This is a genomic window from Listeria ivanovii subsp. londoniensis (assembly GCF_000763495.1).
GTDB classification, from domain to species: domain Bacteria; phylum Bacillota; class Bacilli; order Lactobacillales; family Listeriaceae; genus Listeria; species Listeria londoniensis.
Map to the genome: position 1 here is coordinate 865,886 of NZ_CP009576.1, position 13,393 is coordinate 879,278.

Genomic DNA, 13,393 nt, shown 5'->3' on the forward strand with positions numbered 1-13,393 from the left:
ATTAGAATGATGATAAAAGAATATTTTCAGGATATTTTTGCACTGGCAGGGCGGATTATTAAACATAACATCCGCAGTTTGGACACGATGATTACAGTTGTTGCAATGCCGATTATGTTAATGCTTGGAATGGTTTATATTTTTGGTGGGTCGGTGAAGATTGAAGGCTTGTCACAGCAAGATTATATCGACTACATCGTCCCAGGAATTCTCTTGATGACGATTGCAACAGGATCCGCTTATACAGCACTTCGAATTAATTTAGATAAAACAGCCGGTATGTTTGAACGCTTTAAATCAATGCCAATTGCTAAATCAGCAGTAATAGGTGGACACGTAGTTGCATCCGTTATTTTTATGTTAATCTCTTGTTTAGCTGTTTTGATTGTGGCGTGGGTAATTGGTTTTAGAACGGATGCGAATTTTGGTGAATGGAGCTTGATTGTATTATTGCTCGTTTTGTTTGCCTTCATGCTCACTTGGCTATCTGTACCATTTGGCTTAATGGCTGGGAGCGTTGAAGGAGCAGGAGCATTTTCTTACATTATCTTGATGCTCTTGTTTGTCAGCTCAGCATTCGTTCCAGTGGAAGGGATGGCAAAGGTTGTCCGGATATTCGCTGAAAACCAGCCAATGACGCCAATTATCCAATCCTTGCGTGACTTGTTTACATCCGCACCACTTTCAAATGATATCTGGTTAGCGCTTGGTTGGATGTTTGCGATATTGATTGTTTCTTATATTGGTGGAATGTTTGTTTATAAAAAAATCTAACAAAAAGAGGCGGGAGATAAGTCCCGGCCTCTTTTTTTATTTTCGTTTCCGAACAACCGCAATAAATTCATCTAAAGTTTCCCGAGCTTTTATTTGCTCATTACATACATTGCTATCATAACAAATATAATTTCCATTTGTCGTATAGATTCCATCGCCCGAAGATTTTGTTTTTGCCATGAAAAGCGAGACTTTCGAGTGGGAATGACAAATAGAGCAGACGCCTTTTTGGATATCAGCAGAAATGGTTCCTTCTACACCAACCAAGTTTCCATCGTTATAAGTAATGATATATTTCCGCTGTTGAGCAATATCATTCCAACCATAAAACGTGTAATCGCGCAAATTAAGTTTTGACCACGTAGGTATTTTTAATTTCTTTGTTTTGGCAAATACCTTTTTAAGTTTCGCATCACTAGGCGATACAAATGGAATAACAAATGCCTTCAATTCTTCAAGAAATGGCTCAGCTTCTTTCGTAGTAGTAATCGCATGCATTTGGATAAATAAATCCTGATGCTCTTCTAATTCAGCTTGCGAAAAAATTTGATTGATTTTCTCCTCCGTTAATGACTTCAAAGCCTTAAGCGTCGAAGTATCATTTGCGGAACGGTATGCGCGAGAAACATTGTTTAATTGATTTTTAATAAAATTATATTGGTAAGGTTCTATAAACTCTTTCATTAGTAAATCTCCTTTAATAGTTTAATTTGGGTTAAACTAGCTTCGGGATTGAAGAGTCTATTTTTTTCACTCTTACTTTCTAGGCAATCCAAAAGCCATTGTTAGAAAGTACAGAGCAGTGCAATTTTAAATGCATCTGTTTGATCACCACCTTGCCTTCATTATAAGCACTTTCGAATTCTTCGTCAATGCTCGGTCATGAATATTTTTCACAAAATAGGGTAAACGAAAACTATTACACAAAATAGAAAAGTTTTATGGGAGGAGAAATAGCAATGTCAAAAGTAAAAGCAAGTGAAACACTCGTACAAACATTAAAAAATTGGGGTATCGACCATGTATACGGATTGCCGGGTGACTCGATTGATACGGTAGTTGATGCTTTAAGAGAAGAGCAAGAAGAAATTGAGTTTATTCACGTTCGTCATGAGGAAGTAGCCACTTTAGCCGCTGCCGCTTACTCTAAACTAACCGGAAAAATTGGTGTCGCATTATCTATCGGCGGACCTGGTGCGATTCATATGTTAAATGGTATGTATGATGCCAAAATGGACCATGTACCAATGCTCGTCCTGGCTGGGCAAGTTACAACAGATGTTCTAAATACCGGTTTTTTTCAAGAAGTAAATTTACCAGCAATTTTTGAAGATGTAGCAGTTTATAATAAACAAATTGATAATGCTGAAACCCTTGCAGATGTCGTCGATGAAGCCATTCGTACTGCTTATAAAGAAAAAGGGGTTGCCGTTCTCACGATTCCAAATGACATTCCTGCGCAAACAATCAAAGCGAACCTAGAAGCAAAACCAGTAAAATTCGAACAAAAAAATCCGAAACTCGATGAAATGGACCTTCAAGAAGCCATCGCATTAATCGATAAAGCGGAAAAACCAGTTATTTTAGCAGGGCTTGGAACAAAGCATGCTGGAGCAGAACTTTTAGCATTTGCGGAAAAAGCTAAAATCCCAATCATTAACTCCTTACCAGCCAAAACCATTATTCCAGATGATCACTTAAATGCACTTGGAAACCTTGGCAAAATCGGAACGAAACCTGCCTATGAAGCCATGCAGGAAACCGATTTACTTTTAATGTTTGGAAATGATTATCCGTACAGCAATTATTTACCTAAAAAAGCAAATTGTATTCAAATCGACATTGATCCTTCCAGAATTAGCAAACGCTATCCAGTGACTGTGGGATTAGTTGGTGACGCAGCAGAAATCATTTCTAATTTAACAGCAAAAATTGCTCCTGTAACAGAACGCAAATTCCTCCAAGCTTGCCAAGAAAACATGCAAGAATGGTGGAAATGGCTAGAAGAAGATACAAGTAAAACAACTGATCCAATCGCGCCAGAAGTTGTGATGGCGAACATTCAGAAAATCGCCGAGAAAGACGCTATTTTCTCCATTGATGTCGGAACAGCTACTGTTTGGAGTACACGTTATTTACATTTAACCCCACAAAATGATTTCCTTGTTTCTGCTTGGTTAGGCACGATGGGTTGCGGTTTGCCAGGAGCAATTGCTGCGAAAAAAGCTTTTCCAGACCGCCAAGCTATCGCCATCGTAGGAGACGGAGGTTTTTCGATGGTAATGCAAGACTTCGTAACCGCAGTCGGACAAAAAATGCCCATGATTGTCGTAGTTTTAAATAACCAAGAGCTTTCTTTCATTAAATACGAACAACAATCAGCCGGAGAATTAAATTATGCAATTGACTTACCAGATATCAATTACGCAAAATTTGCAGAAAGCTGTGGCGGCATCGGTTTCCGAGTAGAAAAAATGGCCGACCTAGAAAATGCTTTTGAAAGCGCAAAACTCGCAACTAAACCAGTAATCATAGATGTTTCCGTAGATAGTTCAGCCGCGCCACTACCAGGAAAAATCATTATGGACGAAGCACTTGGCTACACCAAATTTGAAATCGGGTCAATTATAGAAGATCACCGTTTTGCTAAAATGCCACCGCTAAAAACAATTTTACGTAGATTTTTATAAAAAATTAATAAAAAAACAACTTTACCACCCATTTCACGCAGATATTCTCCATTTCTCATTTATATTTTTTATTAAAACTAATTATTTTACAATAAAATATGGAGTTTTTTTAAAAAATATGAGATAATAAAGTAGAATTAGAGAATAGGAGTGTGGAATGGGTGAATTTAATTAAAAATCGTAAATTAAAAACAAAATTAAGCATCAATATTGTTATAACTACCATCATGTTAATTGGACTTGGGGCAACTAGTTTCCTTGGTTTTCGTCATGTAGCAGACCTTTCAGATAATATGGTCGATAATAACGTGGCGCCGATGCGAGAAATTGCAACAATCCAAACAAACATGGCACAAATCAATATCGACATCCTGACCATGTTCGATACAATCAACGGCAAAGCAACACTGATTAAAGATATTGATTCTCTTTATGCAGCAAACGACGAAGCGCTCCATGCGTTCAAAAAAGCCAATTTAACAGCAGAAGATAAAAAACAGTTAGCTTATTTTGAAGAAAAACTAGCTGATATGAAATCCGCCGCATCTTCCGTCATTAGCGATACATCAAGCGCTTTAGACGATGCAGAACTATTAGGTGCACAAAACCGTTATTACCAAAATGTCAAAACAAAATTTGATGATGCTACAAAACAATTAAGCGTTTTAAATGATATGAATTATGAAGAAGTAGAAAAATCATCCCAAGCTATTTCCGACTTCGGAGTAAAAATCAGCTTGATTTTCACAGCTGTGATTGTCGCAATGTTAATTTCCTTATTTATTTTCAATGCTTATATCACAAAAGTAATTTTAAAAGGAATTCGTCACTTACAAACAGCTGTACATAAAGTTTCGAGTGGAGACCTATCTTACCGAAGCACATACAATGGTAGAGATGAGTTAGGGGATATTACCAACGACCTTAACGAAATGAGCGAAAATCTACGTTTAATGATAGAAGACGTGAAAAAAGCTTCTACAGATGTAAAAGCTTCTAGCGATAACGTAATTATCAGTTCGGAAATTATTTCTGCGATGACAACAGAAATGGATATTGAAATGAAAATGATGGGCGAACAAATCCAAACGCAAATTGGTAGCATGAAAGAAAGTACCGAAGCAATGGACCAAATGACTGGTGGCGTTCAAAACGTGGCCGAGTATGCCTTGAAGGTTTCCGATTTAACGAAAGACTCTGCTGAAAAAACCAATGATGGAATTGCTGTTATCAATAATTTAGTATCACAAATGGATCGTATTAGTGGTGTAATGCGCTCAAGTACTGACGTCGTTTCCCAGTTAGTAAATCGGGTTGGCGAAGTGGAAAAAGCATTAGATACAGTTACGAATATCGCAGACCAAACCAATTTACTAGCACTAAATGCAGCCATCGAATCTGCACGTGCAGGTGAACATGGTCGGGGTTTTGCTGTTGTAGCGGAAGAAGTTCGTAAATTAGCCGAACAATCACGCCTTGCTGTAGTCGACATTAATACTGTACTTAAAAAAATCCAAACTGAATCGAAAACAACAATTGAAGTCATGAATACTGGTCTTTCCGAATCCGAAGCTGGTCAAAAAATCATTTCTGAAACAGAAGCAACATTTTCTGATCTGTTAAATCGAGTAAACGATATTTCCTTACAAATGCAAAATGTATCACAAGAAACCGAAGAAATGGCTGCTGGAATTGAAGAAGTAAATACATCTATTAGCGATGTAACCGAAATTTCCAACCAAATCGGTGAAAAATCAACCGCTGCGCTTGAATTTGCAGAAGTAAACAAAATGAAAGTAGACGAGTTAGTCGTAATCTCCGAAGAAATGCAAAAAATATCAGGTTCATTAGAAGGGTATGTCGCTAATTTTAATACGGAAGTTAGTGAAGAAGAAACAGTAGAAGAGGAAGAAGCGGGAAATGAAGATGGCGGAGAACCTATCCTAGCGGAGAACGTCTAGGAATTAATAAAAATGCGAATTTGGATAAAATCGCTATTAGTCATTTCGACATGTATCTTTAGCTTTTCCCTTCTAAATACCAAATATAACTTTTACTCACCAAGCGTCAAACTAGAAAGTGCTAAAGTAGTCTACAAATTAGACCATGAGCCATTCAACGTCCAATTAGATGTGCCGCTAGTTAATCAAATGGATGCGCCAGCACTTTTCAACGGATGTGAAGTCGCTAGTTTAGCAATGATTTTACAGTTTGCTGGTAAAAATGTTACCAAAAATGAACTTGCTAAAGGATTACCAACTACACCCATCGAGCAACATGGAAAACATGGTAATCCAGATAAAGCATTTGTTGGGAGTATTAGTGGTGCGAATAGTCCGGGTCTAGGTGTAAATCACGCACCAATTGCCAAATTAGCAACCCAGTATATTGACCAATCCCACGTTCATGACATTACAGGTAGTGAGCTGAAAGATGTGATTACCGTACTTAGCACCGGTGCGCCAGTATGGATTATTACGACAACAGACTATCAAGCCCCCAAAAACTGGCAAACGGTGATGACCAAAGAGGGTAAAAAGAAAATCACTTATTCCATGCATAGTGTAGTCATTACTGGTTACGACAAAGAAAATTTCTATATTAACGATCCGTATGGTCATAAAAACCGTACTGTAAAAAGAAGTATCTTAGAAGAAGGTTGGAATGCAATGGGTAAGCAAGCTATTTATCTAAGCCAGCCATAAAAAAACCGTTTGAAAGCATTTGCTGCTCTCAAACGGCTTTTTTACATCTTTTTCTTAACAAATAATACGATGGCCAATAGAACTAAGAAAACACCAATAATTATCGGCCAAATCGAAAATGCATCCCCTGTGGTTGGAAGTACTGTTGAGCTATTTTCCATTGCACATACCGAACTAATATGGAATGTAGCAATGCCAAAAGAAAAAATAAGTATGATGCTCGACAACCATTTTTTAGAAAAAACCATTCCGCACACTCCTTTTTGAATCTTATCTATATTATTAGTCATTTGTTATTTTTTGTCAATGTATAGACCAATTTCGAGTAAATGGCTTTGTATAATGCTTGACCTAGTATACATATTGTTGTAAAATGAATTTGTTTCCTTGAAAAGCGAATAAGGAGGATAAGTACAACTGAATAGAAGCGCCAGAACTGATCGGAGCGAAATTACTTTCTAGGTGAAATTCCTAAAAGTAACGGGTCAGTTGACGAGGAGGAGATTAATCGAAGTTTCGGCGGGAGTCTCCCGGCTGTGCATGCAGTCGTTAAGTCTTACTTACAAATCATTTGGGTGACCAGATGGACAGAGTAGTAAAGAAACATGCGCTCTACCCTCCAAGGAAACCAAAAAAATAAAGAGGGCTTGAAATTGGATAAGTCTGCCCGAAGTTAATTATTGGAGGAATTTATTATGTGTGGAATCGTTGGATATATTGGAGAAAATAATGCAAAGAACATTTTACTAGAAGGACTTGAAAAATTAGAATATCGTGGCTATGATTCAGCCGGTATTGCGTTACAAAATAAAGAAATTGTTACAGTAGTAAAAGAAAAAGGACGGATTGCGGACCTTGCTAGCTTAGTACCAAGTGATGCATTTGGTACTACAGGGATTGGCCATACACGCTGGGCAACTCACGGTAAACCCAACCATGAAAATGCGCATCCACATCAAAGTAAATCAGGTCGTTTTACGATTGTTCATAATGGCGTTATCGAAAACTATACACTGTTAAAAGAAGAATTTCTTAAAAATCATGTATTTATTAGCGATACGGATACAGAAGTAATTGTACGATTGATTGAATTATTTGCGGAGGAACTTTCCACTAAAGAAGCATTTAAAAAAGCATTATCATTACTTCATGGTTCCTATGCTATTTGTTTAATTGATCAAACAGACAGCGAAACACTTTACGCAGCAAAAAACAAAAGCCCATTATTAATCGGAAAAGGTAAGGGGTTCAATGTAATCGCTAGTGATGCAATGGCCGTTTTAAAACAAACAGATCAATTTGTTGAAATTATGGATAAAGAATTAGTTATTTTAACAAAGGATAATTTCCGTTTAGAAACATTGGCTGGAGAAGAAGTCGTTCGTGCGAGCTACACTGCTGAACTAGACGCATCGGATATCGAAAAAGGGACTTATCCTCACTACATGTTAAAAGAAATTGACGAACAACCAGCTGTAACTCGAAAAATCATCCAAGCGTACCAGAACGAAGCGAGCGAAATCAATGTAAACCAAACGATTATTGATGAAATTTTAGCGTCTGATCGCATTCATATTATTGCATGTGGCACAAGTTATCATGCTGGATTAGTTGGAAAAAACTTAATCGAAAAAATGGCGGAAATCCCTGTAGAAGTTCACGTTTCAAGTGAATTTGGCTATAATTTGCCACTAATGTCTAAAAAACCATTATTTATTTTTATTACTCAAAGTGGCGAAACAGCAGATAGCCGTCAATGTCTAGTAAAAGTGAAAGACTTAGGCTACCGAACATTAACCTTAACGAATGTTCCTGGTTCTACGCTTGACCGTGAAGCAGATCACTCGATGTATCTACATGCTGGACCAGAAATTGCAGTTGCTTCCACCAAAGCTTATACTGCGCAAATTTCGGTATTAGCTGTTTTAGCTGTATCACTCGGACGTGCGATTGGTAAAGAAGAAGCCAAAACCATTAACTTAGCTGCTGAACTTGGAATTGTTGCTAATGCAATGGAAGCAATGGTGTCAAGCAAGGAAGTGATTGAACATATTGCAGGGGAATTTTTAGCAACTTCTCGTAATGCTTTCTTCTTAGGTCGTCATATTGATTATTTCGTAGCGATGGAAGCTGCACTCAAATTAAAAGAAATTTCTTATATTCAAGCAGAAGGTTTTGCTAGTGGGGAACTAAAACATGGAACGATCGCGCTTATTGAAGATGGAACTCCTGTTTTAGCTCTTATTACGCAAGAGTCCATTAACTGGAATATTCGTGGCAATGTTAATGAAGTCCTGGCTCGTGGTGCAAATACTTGTGTCTTCGCAATGGAAAATGTCGCGCAACCGGGTGATCGATTCATCATTCCGCAAGTGCATCCGTTGCTAACACCACTAGCTAGTGTTATCCCGTGCCAGCTTTTAGCCTATTATGCAGCACTTCACCGCGATTGCGATGTGGATAAACCAAGAAACTTAGCAAAAAGTGTAACAGTAGAATAAAATTTTGAGACCTTCTCCCATTTGGAGGAGGTCTTTTTTAGTATAAATCAATAAGTTTGCACCATCCCCCTGTTTTGCTATAAACTAAATAAGAATGGGGGAAGTAAGCCAATGGAAGTATCACATGTAACACTCGAACCGAGTAAAGATAGCCGCCCATCTGTTTTAACAATCGGCAAATTTGATGGGGTACATATTGGGCACCAAACAATTTTAAATAAAGCATTATCCATAAAAAGAGAACAGGAAATCTTAACCGCCATTAGTTTTAGCCCGCATCCACTCTGGGCCTTAAAACAAATCGAAATATACCGTGAAATGTTAACGCCACGAATGGAAAAAGAACGTTGGCTAGCACATTTTGGAGTAAACCATCTTATCGAAACTGCTTTTACACCAAAGTATGCAGAAACTACACCAGAGCAATTTGTAGAGAGTCATTTGAGTCAATTAAACTTATCACATATTATTGTTGGTTCCGAATTTAACTTTGGAAAAGGGCGAGACTCGGATGTCGAATTGCTACGGGACCTTTGTGTTCCTCGTAATATTGGTGTCATCTCGGTCCCAGTTATCCAAACGAACCAAACAAAAATTAGTTCCACCAATATCCGTGCATTTATTCGGCGGGGCCATTTTCAAGAAGCGGAAGAGTTGCTTGGACATCTTTGGTATATTACTGGAACTGTTGAAAATGGTGAAATGATTGGATTGGACGATTATGTTCTTCCAGCTACGGGAAAATACCAGACCGATATTGGAATAGTATATATCACCAATGCACGAACTATTCAGCTAGATATGCCAGATGGAGTTCACCAAATTCATATGATAAACAAGCTTTCCTAGAAATAGGAAAGCTTGTTCTTTACTTTTTATAAATTTAGTAATATACTAATTTAGTAAATTACTAAATTTTAAAAGGAGAAATCTAATGAAGATTCCAACTACCTTAAAACATAAACCAGTTATGGTTGTTGAAAATTACGAAGAAGTGGATGGCAAGAGTGCTTATCATTCTGATGCAAAAGGACTCTCACTTGGACTTGCACAGTGGAATGATCGTGGAAAAGTAGATATTTCAGCTAAAGTTTGGCGTCATACTGGTGATAAATGGTCGAGACAATCGGAGGAATTACCACTACATCGCGTACTTGACCTTGCTATCTTAATTGCTAGAACAAAAGTACATTTTAAAGATGCATACCGTTTACCTGATTTTTATGATAAAGAAAATCCAACACTCGATCGGATTGGTTTACAAGGGGATGCAATGACAATCGCTGTTTGCGAAGATAATGAATATATTAATGAGGACATCGCACTATTTGAACAAGCATTAAAAAATGACGACGAGCTTCTTAGTGAACGCCTCCGCACACTTAGCAAACTTTTACAAGAAGCCGGCTATTAAGGGACGTGATAAAATGAATAAAGATAACCGCAAAGAACTTATCCGTGCTTACAAAGACAAAGCACCAGACGCAGGTGTATATCGTTTCATCAGCCGAGAAAGCGGGAAATCCTTGATTGACAACACAATGGATTTAAAAGGAATAGCAAACAAGCTAGCATTTGGAGTGAAAATTGGTGCCGGGAACATGTTACCACCTGAAATGGCAAAAGAAGCCAAACAATTCGGGATAGAATCAATTGATTTTGAAATACTAGAAAAAGTAGATATTAAGCCAGAAATGACAAAAGAAGATATCAAACAAGAAAATGATATATTATTGAGTTTATGGTTGGAAAAAGTAAATGGTTAGCATGATGAAAAGGCTAGGTTAGTTCATAGTCTTTTTTGTAGTACGCATAAGTATAGTCAATTTTTCGAAAAATACACAAAATATCTATATTTCTCCAATGAGAATAATGATATAATGAAATTTGAATTATTTTAAAAAGGGAGGTTGGAAAAATGAATCCAAGAAAAACAGAATTCGTTCTAACTTTAATAGCGGGGATTACTGGTGTAATTGCTGGGATTACAGGAATAATTGGCGGTGGAATTATGTCTGCAGTATTTAGTTCACCTGAATTAACTTCGGAAGCTGGTTTATACGACACAGATGTAGATGCATTAGCTAGCGCTGGTGGACTAGTCGTTGTTTTTGCTGTTTTAGCACTTGTTATTGGGATTGCATTATTTATTTTTGCATTCCTTATTAAGAAAAATGCTAAAGTATTTGGGATTTTAACGCTTATTTTTGGCGTGGTAGGTTTCTTCTTAATTGGCTTCCTATGGGTTGTCCCGGGTATTCTTGCAATTATTGCAGGTATTATGTGCCTAGCAAGAAAAGTACCAGCGGCTTTTTAAGGAATTAGTTTTAAAGAAGACATAAAAAGGCTGTAAGCGAATGTGAAAGCATTTTGCTTACAGTCTTTTTTTGTATGAATTTGTCCCCGATAGGAAAAACATCATATCTAAAGTTTTAATTAATAGCTAGGTGACTTTTTAGACACAGTTCTATGGAGAAATAGTGTTAGATGCGGAAATATTTTGTTTTCTAGTGATGTATAATTTGGAAATAGAATGAAAGGAGTGGTAGATATCATGCTTAAAAAAATTAGCTTGATTATGTTAAGTTTCTCTTTATGTATGCCTAGTGTCATAGCATCAGCAGAGGAAAAAACTAAAACACAAATCATGGTAAAAGCAGAAAATTTTCCAGAAGGTAAAACATATGCTGAAATTTTTCCGGATCAAAATTTAGCAAAACGAATAGCAGTCTTAAGCGGAAAACAACCCACGGATATTGTTACAAAGACTGATTTAGATAGCATCAAGGTACTTCAATGCGATTCATCGGGCATTAGTGATATTGCTGGTCTTGAATATATGGAAAATTTAACAACCATTGATTTCACTTATTGCAGTGTGACAGACTTGAGTCCATTAGCTAATCTTACTAATCTCATTTATGTAGATTTTGATGGAAATAATAATATCGTTGATTTAGAGCCACTAAAGGGATTAATTAATTTAGAAACGTTAAATTTAGGAGCTTTTGATGGGAATAGTATTGTTGACATAAGTCCACTTGCCAATTTAACAAAATTAAAGAGGCTTGATTTAGAGGGAAATAATATTGTCGATGTCACCCCGCTTAAAGGACTTACAAACTTAGAAAATTTGGACATTTATAATAATGAAATTAGTGATATTTGTGCATTAAATTCACTAACCAACCTTACCTCACTTTTCCTTGGTGCGAATACGATAGAAGATTTAACATCTTTAAATTCGATGCAAAAATTAACAACACTTGAAGCGAGGTCGAATCATTTTGTGAAAAAGGATTTAGAAATAATTAATTCTTTATCGAGTTTAAGGTCATTGGAAATGGGAGATAATGATATTACGGATTTATCATTTTTTAATACTTGTACTTCAACTAGCTTGAAATATGTGTACTTTGCAGGTAATCATATAAGCGATATTCGACCATTAATGACATACAGAAATGCGCACCGAAATCTATCTACTTACGATGTAACAAAGCAGGTAATTACATTGCCAACTATTGAAACAAAAGAGAATGCTGTTACGGTAGAAAATAAACTTTTTGATATAAATGGTGATTTACTAGCGCCAAAACAAATCGATAATAAAGGGACTTATACAGCGCCCAATGTAACTTGGGATGATTTAACTGCTGATCCAATGAAGGTTTCTTACACATTTAATAATAGTGGAAAGTTCTCTGGGACGGTAAATCAACCAATTGATTATTTAGCACCTGAACTTACTTTTGATTCAGAGATAACTTATACTGTCAATACACTAAAAGATGAAGCAACATTTTTGTCAGATGTTTCCGCTGACACAGATGCTAATGCGGAAATCAATTCGAATTTTGAAAGTAAGGTAAGGATGAATACAGTGGGAGATTACCGTGTCTCTATTTGGAGTTCCAACAAACATAAGGAGTCACAAGGAATAATAACCGTTCATGTTGTAGCGGCGCCAACATTACCGTTCATTACCGCGGATTCAGAAATAACATATGATAAAGGAACTGTAAAAAATGAAGCGGAATTTTTCAATGATGTATCTGCTACAACTGAAAGAGACGCAACGATAACGAGTAATTTTGATCAAGTTGTTGACTTAGATATCCCAGGGGATTATGAAGTAACACTGACTTCTACCAATGCAGTGGGTGCTGTAACAACGAAAGTTATTGTTCATGTTGTTGCAGTACCAGTTTTACCAACTATCACAGCGAGTCCAGAAGTAACATATGATAAAGGAATAGCCAAAAATGAAGCGGAATTTTTCAATGATGTATCTGCTACAACTGAAAGAGACGCAACGATAACGAGTGACTTCAATCAAGTAGTAGATTTAGCAGTCGCAGATGACTATGAAGTGATACTGACTTCCACTAATGCAACAGGATCAGTCTCGACAAAGGTAATTGTTCATGTGGTGGAAAACATAACACCAGTTAACCCATTGAACCCAAAAACATCAGACACTCCAGTGATTCCAAATTTACCAGATAATCCTTTGAAGCCAGTCAATCCGGTTGAATCAAAGAGTAATGTAGCCTATACCATAAATTCAACCGATTCCAAAGCATCACGCGAAAAAAGCACTACTCAAATTTCAGGAAACAGCCTTCCAAAAACAGGTGATAGCAAGCTTTATTGGGTACTGATTGGATTGATGTTTGTTGGTACTGCAAGTTTTAGTTGGAATAAAAAACGTATTTGATTA

General features: G+C 36.9%; 12 protein-coding genes. 10 read left to right on the plus strand and 2 right to left on the minus strand.

The annotated features are described in order from the left end of the window. Positions 1-6 precede the first annotated feature (6 nt). Complete coding sequence (locus JL53_RS04245) at positions 7-774, plus strand: ABC transporter permease (RefSeq protein WP_003718872.1); 768 nt, start codon at positions 7-9, stop codon at positions 772-774. A gap of 36 nt (positions 775-810) precedes the next feature. Here the strand turns inward: JL53_RS04245 and JL53_RS04250 are convergent, their stop codons facing one another. Further along, positions 811-1,458 carry a FusB/FusC family EF-G-binding protein gene (locus tag JL53_RS04250; RefSeq protein WP_003718873.1) on the minus strand — a complete coding sequence of 216 codons (648 nt, stop codon included), beginning with the start codon at positions 1,456-1,458 and terminating at the stop codon, positions 811-813. A 275-nt stretch (positions 1,459-1,733) separates the two neighbouring features. Between JL53_RS04250 and JL53_RS04255 the strand changes: the two genes are divergently transcribed. From JL53_RS04255 to JL53_RS04265, 3 genes are all read left to right on the plus strand, one after another. Beyond that, positions 1,734-3,464, plus strand: a complete 1,731-nt coding sequence (locus tag JL53_RS04255) for a pyruvate oxidase (protein ID WP_038406868.1) — start codon at positions 1,734-1,736, stop codon at positions 3,462-3,464. A 161-nt stretch (positions 3,465-3,625) separates the two neighbouring features. Beyond that, a complete protein-coding gene (locus tag JL53_RS04260; protein WP_038406869.1) occupies positions 3,626-5,425 on the plus strand; it encodes a methyl-accepting chemotaxis protein in 1,800 nt (599 codons plus the stop codon). Between the two features lie 12 nt (positions 5,426-5,437). After that, a complete protein-coding gene (locus JL53_RS04265) occupies positions 5,438-6,169 on the plus strand; it encodes a C39 family peptidase (RefSeq protein WP_038406870.1) in 732 nt (243 codons plus the stop codon). A 41-nt stretch (positions 6,170-6,210) separates the two neighbouring features. Here JL53_RS04265 and JL53_RS04270 read toward each other — a convergent pair whose 3' ends face one another. Further along, complete coding sequence (locus tag JL53_RS04270; RefSeq protein WP_038406872.1) at positions 6,211-6,417, minus strand: LPXTG cell wall anchor domain-containing protein; 207 nt, start codon at positions 6,415-6,417, stop codon at positions 6,211-6,213. 447 nt (positions 6,418-6,864) lie between these two features. On the opposite strand from JL53_RS04270, the gene glmS reads away from it, so the two are divergent. The 6 genes from glmS (at position 6,865) to JL53_RS04305 (ending at position 13,390) form a co-directional block, all read left to right on the plus strand. Next, positions 6,865-8,670, plus strand: coding sequence for a glutamine--fructose-6-phosphate transaminase (isomerizing) (gene glmS, locus JL53_RS04280; protein ID WP_038406873.1), 1,806 nt, complete (start codon positions 6,865-6,867; stop codon positions 8,668-8,670). 111 nt (positions 8,671-8,781) lie between these two features. Then, complete coding sequence (locus JL53_RS04285) at positions 8,782-9,519, plus strand: FAD synthetase RibC (RefSeq protein WP_003718882.1); 738 nt, start codon at positions 8,782-8,784, stop codon at positions 9,517-9,519. An 85-nt stretch (positions 9,520-9,604) separates the two neighbouring features. Beyond that, positions 9,605-10,084: a DUF6530 family protein gene (locus tag JL53_RS04290; protein WP_038406874.1), complete on the plus strand. Its 480-nt coding sequence runs from the start codon at positions 9,605-9,607 to the stop codon at positions 10,082-10,084. A 13-nt stretch (positions 10,085-10,097) separates the two neighbouring features. Then, positions 10,098-10,436: a GIY-YIG nuclease family protein gene (locus tag JL53_RS04295; protein ID WP_003718884.1), complete on the plus strand. Its 339-nt coding sequence runs from the start codon at positions 10,098-10,100 to the stop codon at positions 10,434-10,436. Between the two features lie 152 nt (positions 10,437-10,588). Continuing rightward, the gene (locus JL53_RS04300) at positions 10,589-10,987 is read left to right on the plus strand and encodes a DUF4064 domain-containing protein (protein WP_003718885.1); all 399 of its coding nucleotides are present in this window, start codon (positions 10,589-10,591) and stop codon (positions 10,985-10,987) included. Positions 10,988-11,224: 237 nt separating this feature from the next. Continuing rightward, a complete protein-coding gene (locus tag JL53_RS04305) occupies positions 11,225-13,390 on the plus strand; it encodes a LapB repeat-containing protein (RefSeq protein WP_038406875.1) in 2,166 nt (721 codons plus the stop codon). Positions 13,391-13,393 lie beyond the last annotated feature (3 nt).